The sequence below is a fragment of the Pseudomonas sp. SDO5532_S415 genome, from assembly GCF_054071155.1.
Genome location: NZ_JBSVWS010000037.1, coordinates 19735 through 37555, shown reverse-complemented (window position 1 = coordinate 37555; position 17821 = coordinate 19735). Strand labels below are relative to the sequence as shown.

Annotated in this window: 21 protein-coding genes; 1 reads left to right on the top strand and 20 read right to left on the bottom strand. The window is 62.0% G+C overall.

All coding sequences use genetic code 11. From position 1 onward, the window contains the following. Nucleotides 1-54: 54 nt before the first annotated feature. Both ACW9HW_RS11970 and ACW9HW_RS11965 read right to left on the bottom strand, forming a co-directional pair. On the bottom strand, nucleotides 55-459 hold the full coding sequence (locus ACW9HW_RS11970; RefSeq protein ID WP_457399983.1) for a type II toxin-antitoxin system HicB family antitoxin: 405 nt from the start codon (nucleotides 457-459) through the stop codon (nucleotides 55-57). After that, the gene (locus ACW9HW_RS11965; protein WP_095195811.1) at nucleotides 459-671 is read right to left on the bottom strand and encodes a type II toxin-antitoxin system HicA family toxin; all 213 of its coding nucleotides are present in this window, start codon (nucleotides 669-671) and stop codon (nucleotides 459-461) included. The genes ACW9HW_RS11970 and ACW9HW_RS11965 overlap by 1 nt, the downstream gene beginning before the upstream one ends. Nucleotides 672-903: 232 nt before the next feature. Between ACW9HW_RS11965 and ACW9HW_RS11960 the strand changes: the two genes are divergently transcribed. Further along, nucleotides 904-1788 carry a LysR family transcriptional regulator gene (locus ACW9HW_RS11960; protein ID WP_457399982.1) on the top strand — a complete coding sequence of 295 codons (885 nt, stop codon included), beginning with the start codon at nucleotides 904-906 and terminating at the stop codon, nucleotides 1786-1788. A gap of 115 nt (nucleotides 1789-1903) precedes the next feature. Here ACW9HW_RS11960 and phnP read toward each other — a convergent pair whose 3' ends face one another. From phnP to ACW9HW_RS11870, 18 genes are all read right to left on the bottom strand, one after another. After that, nucleotides 1904-2653, bottom strand: coding sequence for a phosphonate metabolism protein PhnP (phnP, locus tag ACW9HW_RS11955; protein ID WP_095195679.1), 750 nt, complete (start codon nucleotides 2651-2653; stop codon nucleotides 1904-1906). After that, nucleotides 2644-3210: a phosphonate metabolism protein/1,5-bisphosphokinase (PRPP-forming) PhnN gene (phnN, locus tag ACW9HW_RS11950; protein ID WP_457399980.1), complete on the bottom strand. Its 567-nt coding sequence runs from the start codon at nucleotides 3208-3210 to the stop codon at nucleotides 2644-2646. The genes phnP and phnN overlap by 10 nt, the downstream gene beginning before the upstream one ends. Beyond that, nucleotides 3210-4355: an alpha-D-ribose 1-methylphosphonate 5-triphosphate diphosphatase gene (locus tag ACW9HW_RS11945; RefSeq protein WP_457399978.1), complete on the bottom strand. Its 1146-nt coding sequence runs from the start codon at nucleotides 4353-4355 to the stop codon at nucleotides 3210-3212. The genes phnN and ACW9HW_RS11945 overlap by 1 nt, the downstream gene beginning before the upstream one ends. Next, nucleotides 4345-5061, bottom strand: a complete 717-nt coding sequence (gene phnL, locus ACW9HW_RS11940; protein ID WP_095195812.1) for a phosphonate C-P lyase system protein PhnL — start codon at nucleotides 5059-5061, stop codon at nucleotides 4345-4347. Before phnL ends, ACW9HW_RS11945 begins: the two co-directional genes overlap by 11 nt. Further along, nucleotides 5061-5867 carry a phosphonate C-P lyase system protein PhnK gene (gene phnK, locus ACW9HW_RS11935; RefSeq protein ID WP_095195682.1) on the bottom strand — a complete coding sequence of 269 codons (807 nt, stop codon included), beginning with the start codon at nucleotides 5865-5867 and terminating at the stop codon, nucleotides 5061-5063. Before phnK ends, phnL begins: the two co-directional genes overlap by 1 nt. Beyond that, nucleotides 5864-6736: an alpha-D-ribose 1-methylphosphonate 5-phosphate C-P-lyase PhnJ gene (locus ACW9HW_RS11930; protein WP_457399976.1), complete on the bottom strand. Its 873-nt coding sequence runs from the start codon at nucleotides 6734-6736 to the stop codon at nucleotides 5864-5866. Before ACW9HW_RS11930 ends, phnK begins: the two co-directional genes overlap by 4 nt. After that, nucleotides 6729-7805 (bottom strand): carbon-phosphorus lyase complex subunit PhnI, encoded by a 1077-nt coding sequence (locus ACW9HW_RS11925; protein ID WP_457399974.1) that lies wholly within the window; start codon nucleotides 7803-7805, stop codon nucleotides 6729-6731. The genes ACW9HW_RS11930 and ACW9HW_RS11925 overlap by 8 nt, the downstream gene beginning before the upstream one ends. Further along, a complete protein-coding gene (phnH, locus tag ACW9HW_RS11920) occupies nucleotides 7805-8395 on the bottom strand; it encodes a phosphonate C-P lyase system protein PhnH (protein ID WP_457399973.1) in 591 nt (196 codons plus the stop codon). The genes ACW9HW_RS11925 and phnH overlap by 1 nt, the downstream gene beginning before the upstream one ends. Continuing rightward, the gene (gene phnG / locus ACW9HW_RS11915) at nucleotides 8395-8841 is read right to left on the bottom strand and encodes a phosphonate C-P lyase system protein PhnG (protein WP_457399970.1); all 447 of its coding nucleotides are present in this window, start codon (nucleotides 8839-8841) and stop codon (nucleotides 8395-8397) included. The genes phnH and phnG overlap by 1 nt, the downstream gene beginning before the upstream one ends. A 14-nt stretch (nucleotides 8842-8855) precedes the next feature. Then, nucleotides 8856-9560 carry a phosphonate metabolism transcriptional regulator PhnF gene (phnF, locus tag ACW9HW_RS11910; protein ID WP_457399969.1) on the bottom strand — a complete coding sequence of 235 codons (705 nt, stop codon included), beginning with the start codon at nucleotides 9558-9560 and terminating at the stop codon, nucleotides 8856-8858. Between the two features lie 36 nt (nucleotides 9561-9596). Further along, nucleotides 9597-10379 (bottom strand): phosphonate ABC transporter, permease protein PhnE, encoded by a 783-nt coding sequence (gene phnE / locus ACW9HW_RS11905; RefSeq protein ID WP_034146313.1) that lies wholly within the window; start codon nucleotides 10377-10379, stop codon nucleotides 9597-9599. A 151-nt stretch (nucleotides 10380-10530) separates the two neighbouring features. Continuing rightward, nucleotides 10531-11541, bottom strand: a complete 1011-nt coding sequence (gene phnD / locus ACW9HW_RS11900) for a phosphonate ABC transporter substrate-binding protein (RefSeq protein ID WP_457399968.1) — start codon at nucleotides 11539-11541, stop codon at nucleotides 10531-10533. Between the two features lie 43 nt (nucleotides 11542-11584). Then, nucleotides 11585-12418, bottom strand: a complete 834-nt coding sequence (gene phnC / locus ACW9HW_RS11895; protein WP_095195689.1) for a phosphonate ABC transporter ATP-binding protein — start codon at nucleotides 12416-12418, stop codon at nucleotides 11585-11587. 780 nt (nucleotides 12419-13198) lie between these two features. Further along, nucleotides 13199-13603, bottom strand: coding sequence for a hypothetical protein (locus tag ACW9HW_RS11890; protein ID WP_095195690.1), 405 nt, complete (start codon nucleotides 13601-13603; stop codon nucleotides 13199-13201). Nucleotides 13604-13617: 14 nt separating this feature from the next. Further along, the gene (gene ccmI, locus ACW9HW_RS11885) at nucleotides 13618-14820 is read right to left on the bottom strand and encodes a c-type cytochrome biogenesis protein CcmI (protein ID WP_207266624.1); all 1203 of its coding nucleotides are present in this window, start codon (nucleotides 14818-14820) and stop codon (nucleotides 13618-13620) included. After that, entirely contained in the window at nucleotides 14813-15286 is a 474-nt protein-coding gene (locus ACW9HW_RS11880) for a cytochrome c-type biogenesis protein (protein ID WP_095195692.1), read from the bottom strand. Before ACW9HW_RS11880 ends, ccmI begins: the two co-directional genes overlap by 8 nt. Next, nucleotides 15283-15819, bottom strand: a complete 537-nt coding sequence (locus tag ACW9HW_RS11875) for a DsbE family thiol:disulfide interchange protein (protein WP_095195693.1) — start codon at nucleotides 15817-15819, stop codon at nucleotides 15283-15285. Before ACW9HW_RS11875 ends, ACW9HW_RS11880 begins: the two co-directional genes overlap by 4 nt. Next, complete coding sequence (locus ACW9HW_RS11870; RefSeq protein WP_095195813.1) at nucleotides 15816-17819, bottom strand: heme lyase CcmF/NrfE family subunit; 2004 nt, start codon at nucleotides 17817-17819, stop codon at nucleotides 15816-15818. Before ACW9HW_RS11870 ends, ACW9HW_RS11875 begins: the two co-directional genes overlap by 4 nt. Nucleotides 17820-17821: the final 2 nt, after the last annotated feature.

Below are 17821 nucleotides of genomic sequence, written 5' to 3'. Positions count from 1 at the left end.
TGAATAACCTGTGGGAGCGTGGCTTGCCCGCGATAGCGATGTAACTGACACCACTCAATACCGAACCAGCTTCTCCATCGCCGCATCCGCCAGAAACGACGAACGGCTTTTGACGTTGTGTTCACGCACATAGCGGTCAATTCGCTGGATGACATAGCCCGGCAGCGTCACGTTGACCTTCTCGGTCTTGCCCAGATACGGCGAGATATCCAGCTCCAGCATCCCCCACCCCATATCGGCAAACTCCGGATTGCCACGGTGCTCGGCTGCGCAAGTCGGCATCGGAATCGTCCCCCCGTCCGCCGCGATCTCCTGAAGCAGGATGTGGGCAATCTCGACCGCCGCGTTGTAGGCATCTTCAAAGCTATCCCCGGCGGTTACCGCGCCTGGAATATCGGGGATCTGGATACCGATGGCGGTGTTCTCATCGCCCCACTCGATACAGATTGGATATTGCATTATGGATCTCCTGCGTAACTGGCCAGCGGGCAAAAAAGCCCGGCTCGCCTCCTGATGCTCTTGACCGTCCCGACCGGCAAATTCTTTTTCGGATGGGGAACGGGAATCGTGTATGGGTTGTAACGGTGGGTGAAGATTTGATGACTTCCAGTGATCCGATCCAATGTCCAACCTGCCTCCATCAACTCCTTGATCAGTAGCCTGCTCTGCACCATCCGCCTCCTTGCTCCGGCATGAATAAAAGTAACTCCAGAGTTATCTTTACTCAAGCACAAAAACCTGCAACTCGACGTTCGGTTGTTTTACAGGGTGTGATTGAATACTGCCCTTTGTGGGAGCGAGCCCGCTCGCGAAGACGGCGTAACATTCAACATGGATGCTGACTGACCTGACGCCTTCGCGAGCAGGCTCGCTCCCACAGTGTCATTTTTACAAGGACCCACGATGGACCGTCTCGCCGCAATGGAATCTTTCGTCTACGTGGTAGAAACCGGCTCGTTTTCCGCCGCCGCACGACGCCTGAATATCGGTCAGCCGGCGGTATCTAAAACCATCGCACAGCTCGAATCGCGTCTGGCGGTGCGGTTGTTGTTGCGCTCAACCCGTGGCCTGACACCCACCGAAGCAGGCCTGGCCTTTTTCGAACGGGCCAAGCGCGCCATTGAAGAAGCCGACGAGGCGGACAACGCCGCTCGCGGCGCGGCAAGTGGACTGACCGGTAACCTGCGTATCTGCACCGCCGTGACCTTCGGCCGGCTGCACATCGTCCCGCACCTGGGGCCGTTTCTCGAACAGAACCCGGAACTGAACATCGACCTGATGCTCGACGATCGCAACGTCAACCTGGTGGAAGAAGGCGTTGATGTTGCCCTGCGCATGGGCGCCTTGAGCGACTCGGGCCTCACCGCCCGCAAGATCGCCGAATGCCGGCGCGTGGTGCTGGGTACGCCGACGTATTTCGAACAACACGGTGAGCCCACCTGCCCCGCTGACCTGAGCAAGCACCAGGCGGTCGTCTACACCCTGAGTGGCGGTGCCAACTGGTCGCTCAAGAGGGCTGACGTAGAACAATCCGTCGTCATTAGCGGCCGCATCCGAGTCAACGCCGCCGAGGGTCTGCGGGCTGCGGTACTGGCCCATCAGGGGCTGACCATGGCCTCGGAATGGATGTTTGCACCGGAGCTGGCCGACGGTTCGGTCAGGGAAGTGATGACCGACTGGACGTTGCCGAACCAGGACCTGTGGGCGGTTTTTCCTACGGGCAGGATGGTCAGCGCCAAGGCTCGGGCGTTTGTGGAGTATGTGCGGGGGTTGTTAAAGGACGTCTGAACGCCCTCCCAATCAAGATCAAAAGATCGTATCCAGCTCCCACAAGGTGATCGGGTGTATCCATAAACCCCGACTCGCCTTTCGGGCCAATATAGGGTGGGCAAGTCAGTCCCTCCTACAACACACACCCATCCCACCCCACACTGACATTGCCCGGCAGCTCACCGAGATGCTCAATCAACCATGCGTCAAACGTATGCCCGACATGGGTCAACACCGCCGTCTCAGGTTGTAATTCGTCAATGCATTGCATAGCCAGGTTCAGGTCGTTGTGATTGCGCGGTGCCTGCGGTTGCGGTGGCATCGAGCAGTCAAGCACCAGCACGTCCAGCGGCTGACGTTGCAGCCACGCCGTGGTGGCCGGTGGCAGGCCTACGGTGTCGGTCAGGTAGGCGATGCGACGTCCTTCGCCTTCGAGCAGGTAACCGAGCGTTGGTTTGGAGTGCAGCAATGGCAGCGCGGTAACGTTGAGCGTGCCGAAGGATCGGGTTTCAAAAGCTTCGAACGGCTGGTTGAAATCGAGAATGCCCGGATGTTTGTAGAGGTCCGCCAGGCCTTCCGGGTCAACCGGACCGTGCACCGGAATCACCAGGCCCTGGCCCCAACGCAGATGCAGCAGCCCTTGGGCATGATCGGCGTGGTAATGGGTCTGGAGGACGCCGTTGAAACTGCGTGGCGGAAAGCGTTCGGTCAAGTCCGGCAGGCCGCTGTCGATCAGCCAGCGCTGGTCGCCGCATTCGATCAACGCACAGCACGGTCGACGGTGCAAGCGTTCATCGAAACGCGCACGAACACAGGCCTGACATTCGCAACCATAGACCGGCACCTGTCGGGCATCACCGGTGCCCAGCAGGGTCAGGCGCATGCGGCAGGCTCATCGATGCAGGCGAGCAGGTACTCGACAGTGCGCTCCAGCGGTCCGGAGTTGTCGAGTACATGCACTTTGGGATCATCGGCCAACAGACGCTCATTGAACCGGGCATTGCGCGCCAGTCGCAGATCGATCTCGGCCACGGACTCACGCCCGCGCGCCAGCAGGCGCTGGCGCAATACTGTCTGGTCCACGGTCAGCAGCACCGCCAACACATCCGGATAGCGCTCACGGGTTTGCGGTAGATGCCCGCGTGAACCGTTGACCAGCACGTCGTCCCCCACCGCCAGCCAATCATCGATTTCCCGCGGGATGCCATAGGCCAGGCCATTGGCCTGCCAGCTCAGGGCAAATGCGCCCCGGGCCTGCATCTCGGTGAACTGCTGCATGCTGACGCCCAGCGCCGCCTCGCCCACGGCTTCCGCCGAACGGGTGATGACTCGCCGCACGATACGACAGCCGCGTTCGGCCAACCGCGTTCGTGCGGCATCCAGCAGGCTGTCCTTGCCCGAACCTGAAGGCCCGATGAGATAGATCAACCTGCCTGACATCAAAACACCCTCTTCGCTTGTCGCCATACTTGCTGGACCACCGGCAAACCGTCCTGACTGCGTGCCTGTACCAGATCGGCGCGCAGGCCCGGGGCGATTTCGCCGCGATCGCTCAACCCTGCGGCGCGGGCCGGGGCCAGGCTGACCATGCGCATCGCTGCGGCCAGATCGATCCGCTCGCTCTGCGCCGCCAGTGCAAACGCTGCTTGCAACAGGCTCGCCGGGTAGTAATCGCTGGACAGAATATCCAGCAGCCCTTCATCCGCCAGGTCAGCGGCGGCCACGTTACCCGAGTGCGAACCGCCGCGCACGATGTTCGGTGCGCCCATCAACACTTTCATGTTTTGCTGCCGGCAACCACGCGCCGCTTCGACGGTGGTCGGGAACTCGGCGATGGTCATCCCGTAGCGTGCCGACTCCTCGACGTGGGCCAGGGTTGCGTCGTCATGGCTGGCCACCGACAGGCCGCGAGCCAGGCAGTGCTCGACAATCGCCGCGCGATAGCGGTCGCTGTACTCGCGGGAATTGGCCATCTGTAACGTGATGAATTCATCCATTTGCGTCGTTGTCAGGTGGTACTTGCCCATGTAGTACTCACGGTACTTGGACTCCAGCACGAATTGGCGCTGACCCGGCGAATGGTCCATCACCGACACCAGTTGCACCAGCGGATGCTCCACCAGATCGCGGAACACGCTCAGCGTGTCGGGGTGACACAGCTCACAGCGCAGGTGCAGGCGATGCTCGGCACGGGTCAGCCCGGCGTCGGACGCGCTGGAGATCGCTTTCAGCATCGCCGGCAGTTTCTGCATGCGGTTGCCCTTGGGATTCACGTCACCGATGGACACCGCGTCGAACACCGTGGTGATGCCGGCCGCGATGATCTGCGCATCGTGGCTGAGCACCGCCGGGCGCGACGGCCAGTCCACGCCGGGGCGCGGGGTCATGTGTTTTTCCAGGTTGTCGGTGTGCAGTTCCACCAGTCCGGGCAGCAGATAATCGCCGTTGAGGTCCTGAGCCTGGGACAAGCGGCTCGGGCCTTCGGCCACGTCGGCGATCAAGCCGTCGCGCAATAGCACGGTGCCATAGAACACACGGTCAGCGGTGACCAGTTGGGCATTGCTGAGGATCTGTTCAACGGGCATCGGCGTATTCCTCTTGATTCGCTGCTGGGGTCATGTCGAGATGACGATCGGCAACCGCTTCGCGGGCGACGCGGTCGTGGAAGATGCCGATCAACGCGGCACCGGCTTGCTTGGCTTCGTTCATCAGTTCCAGCACCACTTGGCGATTGCTGTCATCCAGGGAAGCCGTGGGTTCATCGAGCAACATCACCGGCCACGCCACCATAAAACCCCGGGCGATGTTGACCCGCTGCTGCTCGCCACCGGAGAAGGTACCGGGCGCCAGTTGCCACAGGCGTGGCGGAATGTTCAGGCGGCTGAGCAGCAACTCGGCACGGGATTGCGCCAGATGTTTCGACCAGCCACGGGCCAACGCCGGCTCCATCACCACGTCCAGGCAGGCCACCCGTGGAATGACCCGCAGAAACTGGCTGACATAACCCAAGGTGCGCTGACGCACCTGGAGAATGTCCCGGGGCTCGGCGTCCACCAGCTCCAGCCACTGCCCGTCGTGCTGCACGCGGATGCTGCCGCCCGCCGGCAGGTAATTGCCATACAGGGTGCGCAGCAAGGTGCTTTTACCGGCACCGGACTGGCCGTGCAGCACCAGGCATTCGCCTCCCGCCACACTGAAATCCACCCCGCGCAGCACATTGAGGACCACACCGTTCTGCTGGTGCAGGGTGAAGGTTTTCGAGAGGTCACGGACCTCGATCAAGGTATTCATCATGGTTGCAACACCGAAGACACCAACAGTTGAGAGTAAGGGTGCTGCGGGTCGTCGAGGATCTGATCGGTGAGACCGGTTTCCACCACCCGCGAGCGACGCATCACCATCAGGCGATCAGCCAGCAACCGCGCCACCGCCAGATCGTGCGTGACGATCACCACCGCCAGATCCAGTTCACGTACCAGACCGCGCAGCAGGTCGAGCAACCGCGCCTGCACCGAGACGTCGAGGCCGCCAGTGGGCTCGTCCATGAACACCAGGCGCGGACTCGACACCAGGTTGCGGGCGATCTGCAGGCGCTGTTGCATGCCGCCAGAGAACGTGCGGGGCAAGTCGTCGATGCGCTGCGGATCGATTTCCACCTGGCTCAGCCAGTCCAGCCCCGCCCCACGCAGCTGCTGGTAATTGCGCACGCCTTGCGCCATCAACCGTTCACCGATGTTGGCCCCGGCCGACACACCCATGCGCAAACCGTCACGCGGGTTCTGCTCGACAAAGCCCCATTCGGTGCGCAGCAAGGTGCGGCGTTCGGCTTCGCTGGCGCTGTACAGGTCCAGCCATTGGCCCTGCTTGTCGCGATAACCGATAAGACCTTTTTGCGGCGGCAGCCTTCCACTGAGCAGTGAAAGCAAAGTCGATTTACCGGAACCGGACTCACCGACAATCCCCAGCACTTCACCGGGATACAGGTCGAAGCTGACGTCCTGACAGCCCTTTTCCGGGCCGTACAACAGCGACAGATCACGCACTTGCAGCAAGGGCTCGGTGGACACCGACAGTTCGTTTTTCAGCGCCTGGTTCATTGGCCCTGCTCCTGCTGGCTGACGCGCTGGGCGCAGTAATAGGTGTCGGAACAGACGAAGCTCTGGGTGCCGGCATCGTCGATGATCAGCTCGTCGAGGAACGACTCATGGCTGCCACAAATGGCGCAGCACTCGTCCCATTGCTGTGCTTCGAAGGGGTGATCCTCGAAGTCGAGACTGGTGACTCTGGTGTACGGCGGTACCGCGTACAGACGCTTCTCGCGACCGGCACCGAACAACATCAACGCCGGACTCATGTCGAGTTTCGGGTTGTCGAATTTGGGAATCGGCGACGGGTCCATCACGTAGCGCTCGTCGACCATCACCGGGTAAGCGTAGGCGGTGGCGATGTGGCCGAAGGTGGCGATGTCTTCGTAGAGCTTGACGTGCATTACCCCGTAATCGTTGAGGGCGTGCATGGTCCGGGTCTCGGTTTCCGACGGTTCGATAAAGCGCAACGGCTCAGGGATCGGCACCTGGTAGACCATGATCTGATCGGCGTGCAACGGCGTTTCCGGAATGCGGTGACGGGTCTGGATCACCGTCGCGTCCGGGGTGATTTCGGTGGTGGCGACGCCGGCGGTGCGAGCGAAGAAACGGCGGATCGACACGGCATTGGTAGTGTCATCAGCGCCTTGGTCGATGACCTTGAGCACGTCATCGTCGCCAAGAATCGCCGCGGTCAGTTGCATGCCGCCGGTGCCCCAGCCATAAGGCAACGGCATCTCGCGGCCACCGAATGGCACCTGATAACCGGGGATCGCCACGGCCTTGAGCAAGGAGCGGCGGATCATGCGTTTGGTCTGTTCATCGAGGTAGGCGAAGTTGTACGCCGCGTCGCGCACGGGTACCTGGCTCAAGTCATTCATGGGTGTTGCCCTCGGCAGGCTTTCGCAGTTTGCGGATCAGTTCCAGCTCGGCCTGGAAGTCCACGTAGTGAGGCAGTTTGAGGTGCGAGACGAAACCGGCGGCCTCGACGTTGTCGCAGTGCATCAGCACAAACTCTTCCTGCTGCGCCGGGGACTCGATCTCTTCGTTGAACTCCTTGGCACGCAAGGCGCGGTCGACCAGCGCCATGCCCATGGCCTTGCGCTCGGCATGTCCGAAGGCCAGGCCATAGCCACGGGTGAACTGCGCCAGTTCGGTGGCCGAGCCGACGAACTGGTTGACCATCTCGCACTCGGTGACTTCGATGCTGCCCGGATTGATCGGGAAGCCCAGCTCTTCGGGGTCGATCCACACCTCGACTTCACCGATGCGGATTTCCCCGGCGAACGGGTGGTTGCGGCCATAGCCGCGTTGGGTCGAGTAGCCCAGCGCCAGCAGAAACCCTTCATCGCCACGGGCCAGGGCCTGCAGGCGCTCGGCGCGGCTGGCGGGCAACTCCAGCGGATCGCGGGTGATGTCGGCGATGCTGTCGCCATTATCGGACTCGTTCTTGATCAAGCCTTCCCTGGCCAGCAAACCCAGGACCCGGGGGCACGCTTCAAGGCTGGCGTCAGGGGTCGTTTGCGGCCCCGGATAATCGCCTTCAGCCAGCAGCGCGAAGTCGAGCAGTCGATGGGTGTAATCGAACGTCGGCCCCAGCAACTGCCCACCCGGCACGTCCTTGAAGGTGGCGGATAGACGTCGGCTCAGCTGCATGGTCGAGGTGTCGATCGGCAGGCTCGGGCTGAAGCGCGGCAACGTGGTGCGGTAGGCGCGTAGCAGGAAGATCGCTTCGACCAGATCCCCCGCCGCTTGCTTGATTGCCAACGCCGCCAGTTCTTCGTCGTACAGCGAGCCTTCACTCATGACCCGCGCCACCGCCAGCGGCAGTTGCTGACGGATTTGCTCGACGCTCAATTCAGTAACCGAGGTATCACCCCGGCGCTTTTTCGCCAGCAGACGGTGGGCATTGTCGATGGCCTGTTCGCCACCCTTGACGGCTACGTACATCAGACACACTCCTGTGCAATGCGGGTACTGCGCGGCAGGCCGATCAGGCCGTGGTCGGCGGTGAAAAACAGGTCCAGTCCACGGGGGAATTCATTGCGCCGTTCACGCTCGCGCCAGAAGCCATCGGCCACCGGCAACGGAACGCCGTGTTCGCTTTCGATCCCCGGCCCGCGCCAGCACAGCCCTGCCCCGCCATCGAGACTCGGCAGTTGAACGAGCAAGGTGCAGGACTGATCGGGGTAACGGTCGTTGCCGTGATCGAAGCCGCTCAGGTCGAGCAGATCCTCGGCGGCGAGCAAGGCAAAGCGTGCGTCTTCACGATTCGCGGTCAGCGGGCAACCGCAGTGAAACGCCAGGTTGGCGCGGATCAGCGGCGTGTCGAAGGACGGCGCCAGCCACAGCGGTGTGTCGACATCCAGCAACGCCAGGCACAGCGCGTAGGTCGCAGGCATAAGGCCCTCGAGGCTCGGCGTGGCGTGCAGGGTCTGGATCAGACCGGGGCCGGCCAGCGCCTTGAGTGCCGCGCGAAAACCGCGCTGGGCATCCAGTACCGGATCGTCAAACGCCGGTTGCAACAGCTGTGCGCTCATCAGTTTTCTCCTCGCACGAGGGTGAAGAATTCGACTTTGGTGGCGGCGGTTTCCGCCTCTTTCCGCGCGCGGCGTTCGGCCTGGGCGTTGGCCAGCGGCGAGATCAACTGGTCGAGCCAATGGCGCTGCTGCGTGCCTTGCAAGTGCGCGTCGGCGAGCGCGGCCAATTCGGCATGCACCTTGTCGCGGCCCGCCAGGTAGCTATAGCCGGTACGGCCATCAGCCAGGCGCACCACGCAACGGGTCACGCTCATTTCGCCGACGTTGAACGGCGCGCCGTTGCCCCCCATGCGGCCACGGACCAGGGTCATGCCGATTTCCGGGGCGCGTATCAGCTGGTACTCAACGTCGCGCAGCGCGGCTTCATGGGGCTGCAATTCGCTGCGACGGGCGCGGGCCAGCACGCCGATCCAGTGCTGCCGGGCGGTGTGAGAAGCAGAGTTCATCGGTTGGTTCTCCATCAGGTGACGACCTGGTACTGAAAGCGATCCGAACGGCTGGTGGACTGCGCCAGCTCCACCGCACGGCCATCGCGATCACGGGAAAGGGTGAACACACTCAGCGCCGGCAAGTGCCGGGGCATCATCAGCAAAGCCGCCTCTTCGCGATTAGGCAAACGGGCGCCGATCAGGCTCTGGGTACGGGTCAGCGGCAGATCGCGCTCGCTCAGGTACTGGCGCAGGGAGCCGCCGGTGTAGTCCGCCAGCAGTGGCGCGTGACTGGCACAGTAGCGATGGCGAATCAGGCTGACCGGTTGCCCGTCGAGCTTGCGCAAGGTCTGCAATTCGATCATCGGTGCCATTTCGATGAGGCCCAGATGCTGCGCCTCTTCGCGACTGGCGAAGCAGTAACGGCGCTTGAGCAGCACCGCTTCGACCCCCAAACCCTGGGCCGACAACGACTGGCTGTAGGCGCTGTCGGCAGCCATCGGGTAAATCAGCGGTCGCTCCAACACTTGGGTGCCCTTGCCCTGGCGGCGCAACAGGCTGCCTTCGAACACCAGCTCATCGATGGCGCGACGCAAGGTATGGCGGTTGACGCCGAAGCGTTCGGCCAACTGCACCTCGGCGGGCAGGAAGTCTCCGGCGCGGTAGTCAGCCAACTCGCGGCGCAGGATGTCGGCCAACTCGCGGTACACCGGCTCATCTTGTCTAGACAACTGCATGCTTAAAAAAAGCGCCCAAGGGCACCCCTCCGAAAATCAGATGAACTGCTTGCGCAGGCGTTGCGAGAGGATGTCGATCAGGCTGACCACGACGATGATCACCAGCAGCACGGCGCAGGTCTGCACAAACTGGAAGGCGCGGATGTTCTCCCACAGGATCACGCCGATCCCGCCGGCACCGACCATCCCCACCACCGTCGCCGAACGCACATTGGCCTCGAAGCGGTACAGCGCATAGGAAACCCAGAGCGGCATCACTTGCGGAATCACGCCGTAGATCACCTCCTGCAAGGCACTGGCTCCGGTGGCGCGAACGCCTTCAACCGGACCTGGATCAATCGCTTCCACCGCCTCGGCGAACAGCTTGGCGAGTACCCCCGTGGTGCTGATCCACAGCGCCAGCACACCGGCAAACGGTCCGAGCCCGACTGCCACGACGAACAACATCGCAAAGACCATTTCGTTGATCGATCGGAAGGCATCCATCACCCGGCGCAGTGGCTGGTGAATCCACCAGGGGGTGATGTTTTCCGAGCAGAGAATGCCCAGCGGCACCGAGCAGACAATCGCCAACACAGTGCCCCAGAGGGCGATCTGCACGGTGACGATCATTTCCTTGAGATAAGCCCGCCATTCATGGAAGTCCGGCGGGAAGAAATCCGCGGCGAAGGTCGCCATGTTTCCCGAGTCGCGGTACAGCGCCATCGGATTCATTTCGGCGCCGTGCCAGGCCCAGGCCAGCAGGACCAGGAACAGGCCCCAACCGGCGTATTGCGGCCAGGTGCGCTTGCCGACAGCTTCAGCGTGCAGTGTGGTCATAAGGGTTCTCTAAAATTTTCCTGATGCATTCCTGATACCAAACCTGTGGGAGCGAGCCTGCTCGCGAAGACGGCAGCACATGCACCATCGATGTCGACCGACACAGCGCCATTCGCGAGCAGGCTCGCTCCCACAGCTGAGTTGCGGTGGATCAACCAGCGTTGGCAGTCTTTTTGTCGGTCTTCTCGAGCAAGGTGATGCGCTCTTGCAGCTTGGCCAGTTCGGCATCGATCTCGGCGAGTTTCCTGGCCTTGTCCGCCGCTTCGAGCTTGGTGTCGGTACTGATCGTGGTGCGCTGCTTGAACAGTTCCAGCTGGCGGATCGGCAACAACTGGTCGTCGCTGGATTTCAGGAACTTGCCCAACTGCATGCCCGCCAGCACCGCTTTCTCGGAGTCGGTGTCGCCGTAGCTGAAGATGAAATCGCGGATCTTGGCTTTCTCGCTGTCGCTCAGAGCCTTGCTCCACACCAATGGATCAGCCGGGATCAGCGGCGACTTCCAGATCACTTTCAGCAGTGCAGCCTTGTCAGGCTGGGTGACTTCCAGGCGATCCCAGCTTTCGGTGTTGAAGGTCGCCACGTCCAGTTGCCCCTTGGCCACACTCAGGGCGTTGACCTCATGGCTGGAGTTGAGGGTGCGTTTGAACGCGGTGGCCGCATCGACGTTGTTCTTGGCGAACACGTAGTAGCCAGGCACCAGGTAGCCCGAGGTGGAGTTCGGGTCGCCGTTGCCGAAGGTCAGGGTCTTGGCATTTTTCAGCATGTCGTCGACGGAGTTGATCGGGCTGTCCTTGCGCGCGATCAACACGCTCCAGTAACCGGCGGCGCCGCTGGCAGCAGCGGTCTGGGCGAAGATTTCGCCGTTGGAACGGTCCACCGCTTCGATGGCGGCCTTGTTGCCCAGCCAGGCGACGTCGACCTTGTTGAAGCGCATGCCCTGGATCAGGCCGGCATAGTCGGAGGCGAAGGTGGCGTTGATCTTCAGGCCGGTCTGCTTCTGCATGTCATCGAGAAACGGCTGCCAGATGCTCTTGAGGTTCTGCGACGACTCGGTGGACATGATGCCGAAGTTGATGGCTTTTTCTTCAGCCTGAGCGGTGCCCAGCACACAGCCGGCGAGCAGTGCTGCGCCAGCAAAAACGCGACCGATACGGTTCAACATGGAAAGGTTTCCTGAAGGAGAACGGTTGGGAAATTCGAGGTCATCACGCACGCGCCAGCACCAGCCGGGGCGCGGCTTCAACGGGGCGAATCTGATCGGAACACATCAGGCTGGTGTCGATGTCGGCACCGTACAAATCGTTGAGGAACTGGCTGCTCAGCTCGGCCGCGCGGCCATCGAAATGAATCCGCCCGCCCTTGAGCGCCACGGCACGCGGGCAATAGCGCGTGGCGTAATCGACTTGATGCAGGGTCACGACCACGGTCTTGCCGTCACGACGGTTGATGTCGGCGAGGATCTCCATGACCTTGCGTGCGGATTCGGGATCGAGCGAGGCAATCGGCTCATCCGCCAGGATCACTTCAGCACGCTGGGTCAGGGCCCGGGCAATCGCCACGCGCTGCTGCTGACCGCCGGAAAGGGTCGAGGCCCGCTGCAAAGCCAGATCGGCCAGGCCGACACGGTCCAGGGACTCCAGGGCGAACTGTTTCTCCTCGGCATTGAACAGGCACAAATTGCCACGCCAGCGCGGCATGCGACCCAGGCAACCGAGCAGCACGTTGTCGAGCACGCTCAGGCGATTGACCAGGTTGAACTGCTGAAAGATGTAACCGATATCGGCCCGCAGGCGCCGCACCTTGCCATTGAGCCGTCCGCTGGCCTGCACTTCCCGCCCCAGCACCTTAATGCTGCCGCCGTTATTGCGATCGCAACAGGCCAGGCCCGCGAGGTGGCGCAACAAAGTGGACTTGCCGGAGCCGGACGCGCCGATCAGCGCGACCATCTCACCGGCCGCGATGGTCAGTTCGAGGTCGACCAGTGCGGTCTTGCGCGCAAAGGTCTTGTTCAGATGATCGACATGGATAGCTGCGTTCATGGGCTTCTCTGTCTGGTTGAACAGCCGTCCATGGCCGTATTTGAGTTCAACCGACTTTAGGCACGGGGCATGTCAGCCCTATGACTCGCACATGTCGCTGGATTAACTATTTGATGAAGGTTTTGTGAAAGGTTGAGCGGCTGGGAGCGATGGAGAACCTGTGGGGATACCTGGGGGGGAAACCTGTGGGAGCGAGCCTGCTCGCGAAGGACGTCAACGATAACGCGCCCTGTCTGAGTGAACGCGTTGTCCGGGCGTTTTTCGCGAGCAGGCTCGCTCCTACAGGGGGCACTGCTTTGGCTTTGGCTTTGGCTTTGGCTTTGGCTTTGGCTTTGGCTTTGGCTTTGGCTTTTGATCTTGATCCACCCGCCCCTTCGGTAGGCTGAGTGGAGGCGTTCATCCGGGGATTGGTGCGCAGCGCCGTTCGACGCAGTCGAACCCATTGCATGCAGGTGCAGCGAAGCCAACCGGAGGGCAATGCCCCCGGATGGACACCGGAGCGAAGGAACCCCGAGCCTTGGCGAGGGGCCGGACGCCGGGGCGAGCGCTTTTGGTTACTTTTAACTGGGCCGGCACTCCGGGCGTTTGTTAAAAGTGACTCGCCGTAAGGGCGAAACCATAGGTGGCCGTTACCGCAGGAATGGATATGTACACCATCAAAAAATTCATCGACTGGCACAAAGCCTTCGCGAGCAAGCCCGCTCCCACAGGGTTCAGCGGTGATCCAGCAATTACATTTGCGCGGGCAAGAAAAAGGCGACCCGAAGGTCGCCTCTTGCACTACTGCCCGAATTGCCGTCCCAACCCACCCGGCACCCCGTGAATATCCGTCTCCTCCCAGGGTCCCTTAGGACTGATCGACCGGCTCCAGCCATTATCCCAGCGGTAGTAAGTACGCTGCCGATAAAAGGTATTGGGCTGATCATCAAGCACATACACACCCAGTTTCGGATCCCAATGGCTATTGCCCCCCGGCGGCGGCGCGAAGCTGGCGGAGGTACGCGGCAACGGTTTGGCGGGCTTGGCTGGAATGCTCGGTTTGCTCGGCGTCGGTGAGGTAGACGGCGTAGGCTTTGGCTGCGACGGCGGGATCGGCGGCAGTGGCGTCGGCTCGGGCCGTTGGACCGCACAAGCGCTCAACCCTAAAACCATACTGAGCAGAGTGATACGAGCGATGGCGGTCATAGAGGCATTTCCTGTTATTTGTCCGGGCTGTCGATGGTCAGTTTTTGCGGCGCGGTGGTGCTGCTGGCCAGAGGCTGGCTGCGGCCGATCCACTCACCGGCCGTTGGTTTGCCAGCACGGGAGATGCGCGCAACCAGTTGGACTTCAGGGAAGTTCGACAGTTTCAACTGCGGCATCATTGCGTCGGCATCGCCCAGTTCAACGGTTGCCGGCAAGTCGGCCACGGTCAGACGCTTGGCCGCCAGCGGCGCGGGTGGGCCAGAGGTGGCGCGAGCAAAAATGAACACGCTGTCACCCGGCTGGACCTTGGCTTTCAGGTCAGCCGCCAGGTCCACCCGGACTTTGAGCAACACAGCAGCCTTGGCTACTGGGGCCGCTGCCACCTTGCCACCGCTGGCCACCAGTTTCTCGGTGGCGCGGTCTATACCGCCCTGCAGTGCGATACGGGATTTGTCTTCCGGTGGCAGTTGCTCCAACAGGCGATTCCAGTAATCAATCGCCTCCTGATAGCGCTGGCCTTCGAACGCCGCGATGCCCAGCAGGCCGAGGCTGGTGACTTCTTTCGGATCGGCTTTCAACGCTTCGTCGGTCAGCGCCTGAATCTTGTCCGACCATTTCTTGCCATCGGCGAAGTACTGGGCCTGAGCCCATTGTCCCAACAGCTCAGGCTGGCGTCCGGCCACGGCGACGGTGCGCTCGAAGATTTTCGCCGCGTCGCCGGGACGATCCTGAGTCATGTAGGTGCGGCCAAGGAAATACAACGCCTCGGCGGAATCCGGCTGCGCCGCGACCGCGCGCTCCAGACGCCGGGTCATCTCTTCCATCGACTGTGGCGCCTGGGAGAACTCCCGCGTCAGCTCGACTTTGTCGCTGGCACCGAAATGCAGGTACAACCCGAGACCCAGGACCGGGACCAGGATCGCCGCCAGCAACGGCGCCGGTTTGCCCAGGCGCGATACTCGTGGCGCGGCAACGCCTTCGGTATCGGCGAGCAACTCGCGGGCGGCTTCGGCGCGCCCGGCGTCCATTTGTGCGGCATCGAGAACGCCTTCTTCCTGCTGAGCCTGCAACTCAGCCACGCGCTCTTGATACAGCGCCACGTTCAGGGCGGTCCGATCCTCTTCGAGCTGGGCACGACGACTGCGCAGAATGGGAATCAGCAGAAAACTCAGGGCCACCAGAAGCAGCAGACCAGCAGCAAGCCAGAAATCAATCATTCTTGGTTTTATCCAACAGGTGGTCGAGGCGCTCGCGCTCCTCGGCAGAAAGCTCATCCTTGGTGGCGGTGCGTTGCACGCGCCGACGGCGGACAATCACCGCGATGATCACAACACCACCGAGCAACAGGCCGGCGGGGCCGAACCAGAGCAGTGCGGTCTTGGCGTTCAGGGCCGGTTTGTAGCGGACGAAATCACCATAGCGATCGACCATGAAGTCGATGATCTGCTGGTTGTCCTTGCCCTCGCCGAGCATGCGGAAGATCTCTTTGCGCAAGTCGGCGGCGATCGGTGCGTTGGAGTCGGCGATGTCCTGGTTCTGGCACTTGGGGCAACGCAGCTCTTTGGTCAACTCGCGAAAACGCTCGCGATCCCCTTCCTTGGCAAACTCATAGGTGTCGATGGCGGCGTGAGCCACCCCGGCCATGCTCAAGCCCAGAACGACAGCGGCGATCCAGCGCTTCATGGCTTGGCCTCGTCGACCAGCGCCTGATACTTGGCCGCCAGTTTTTCACGCCAGACCTGCTCGTCGATCACCCCGACGAACTTGTCGCGGATGACACCCTTGGCGTCGATGAAGAAGGTTTCCGGCGCGCCGTATACACCAAGGTTCAGGCCCAGGGAGCCTTCATCGTCGCGGATGTCCAGTTGATACGGGTTGTGGAAATCCTTCAGCCACTTCAAAGCGTCGGCGTTGACGTCCTTGTAGTTGATGCCGTAGATCACCACGCCCTTCTCGGCCAGTTTGTTCAGCACCGGGTGCTCGACCCGGCAGGAAATGCACCAGGTGCCCCAGACGTTGACCAGCGCCGGTTTGCCAAGGATATCGGCGCGGGTCAGGGTCTTGTCGCCCTGCACCGCCGGCAGGGAAAACTCCGGGAATGGCTTGCCGATCATCGCCGAAGGCAACTCGGCCGGGTCCAGGTACAGACCGCGATACAGGAAAACAGCGACCACGAGGAAAATCGCCAGTGGCAACAGCATCAACCAACGTCTCATGCAGTAGCTCCCGACATGCCCAGCGCCTCACGCACGCGGCTCTTCACCTTGACCCGATAACGCCGGTCCAGCGCTGCCAGCAATCCGCCGAGTCCGGTCAGCAAGCCGCCGAACCAGATCCAGCGCACGAACGGCTTGACGTGAACGCGCACCGCCCAGGCACCATCGCCCAGCGGTTCACCCAGGGCGACATAGAGGTCACGGGTAAAACCGGCGTCGATCCCGGCTTCGGTCATCACCGAGTTCTGCACGGTGTAGAGGCGTTTTTCCGGGTGCAGCACGCTGACTTCCTGGCCGTCCTTGATCACTCGCACGGTCCCCTTGTCGGACGTGAAGTTCGGGCCTTCGAAGTGTTTGGCGCCTTCGAACACGAACTGATAACCGCCCAACGCCATGGATTCGCCCGGTGCCAGGCGCAGATCGCGCTCGGCACTGTTCTGGCTCGACAGCACCACGCCCAGGGCGCAGACCGCGATGCCCAGGTGCGCGACCTGCATACCCCAGTAACTGCGGGTCAGGGTCGGCAACCCTTTGATCAGGCCTTTGTGGCGAGTCTTGTCGAAGATGTCTCGCACACCGGCCAGCAACACCCAGGCCGCGAGCATGAAGGTCGCCAGCACCGCCCAGTTGAAATCGCCGTAAGCGACACCGGCCACCACCGCCAGCGCAGCACTGCCGAGCAGTACCGGCGTCAGCATGCTCAGCAGCCACTTAACCGGGGTGTCTTTCCAGCGCACGATCACGCCGACCGCCATCACCAGCATCAGCAACGCCATCAACGGAATGAACAGCGCGTTGAAGTATGGCGGGCCGACCGACAACTTGGCGCCGGTCATCGCATCCAGAATCAGCGGGTACAAGGTGCCGAGCAGAATCATCGAAGCCGCCACCACCAGCACCAGGTTGTTGCCCAGTAGCAGGGTTTCCCGGGACCAGAGGTTGAAGCCGACCTGGCTCTTGACCACCGGCGCACGCAGGGCGAACAGCGTCAGCGAACCGCCGACCACGAACAGCAGGAAAATCAGGATGAACACGCCGCGCTCGGGATCGGAAGCAAAGGCGTGAACCGACGTCAGTACGCCGGAGCGCACGAGGAAAGTCCCCAGCAAGCTCAACGAGAACGCAGCAATGGCCAACAACACGGTCCAGCTCTTGAACACGCCACGTTTTTCCGTGACCGCCAGCGAGTGAATCAGCGCAGTGCCCACCAGCCAAGGCATGAAGGAAGCGTTTTCCACCGGGTCCCAGAACCACCAGCCGCCCCAGCCGAGTTCGTAGTAGGCCCACCACGAGCCGAGGGTGATGCCGATACCGAGGAAGGCCCAGGCGACGATGGTCCACGGACGCGACCAGCGCGCCCACGCCGCATCGAGGCGACCGCCCAGCAGCGCGGCGATGGCGAAGGCGAAGGCCACGGAGAAACCGACATAGCCCATGTAGAGCATCGGCGGGTGCACGATCAGGCCGATGTCCTGCAGCAGCGGGTTAAGGTCGCGACCGTCCGCCGGAATCTGCGGCAGGATGCGTTCGAACGGGTTAGAGGTGAGGATCAGGAACAACAGGAAACCAATGCTGATCATGCCCATCACCGCCAGCACCCGCGCCAGCATCACTTGCGGCAACTGCCGGGAGAACACCGACACGGCGAAGGTCCAGCCACCGAGGATCAGTGCCCAGAGCAGCAACGAACCTTCGTGGGCGCCCCACACGGCGCTGAATTTGTAGTACCACGGCAACGCGCTGTTGGAGTTGCTGGCCACATAGGCGACAGAGAAGTCGTCAGCCATGAACGCGTAGGTCAGGCAACCAAAGGCGAACAGCAGAAAGGCGAACTGGCCCCACGCGGCCGGCTGGGCCAGGCTCATCCACAAACGGTCGCCACGCCAGGCGCCGAGCAAGGGCACCACGGCCTGTACCAGGGCAAAACACAGCGCCAGGATCATGGCCAGGTGGCCCAGTTCTGGTATGAAAAGCACTGGAATAAAAATGCCGGAAGTCATCA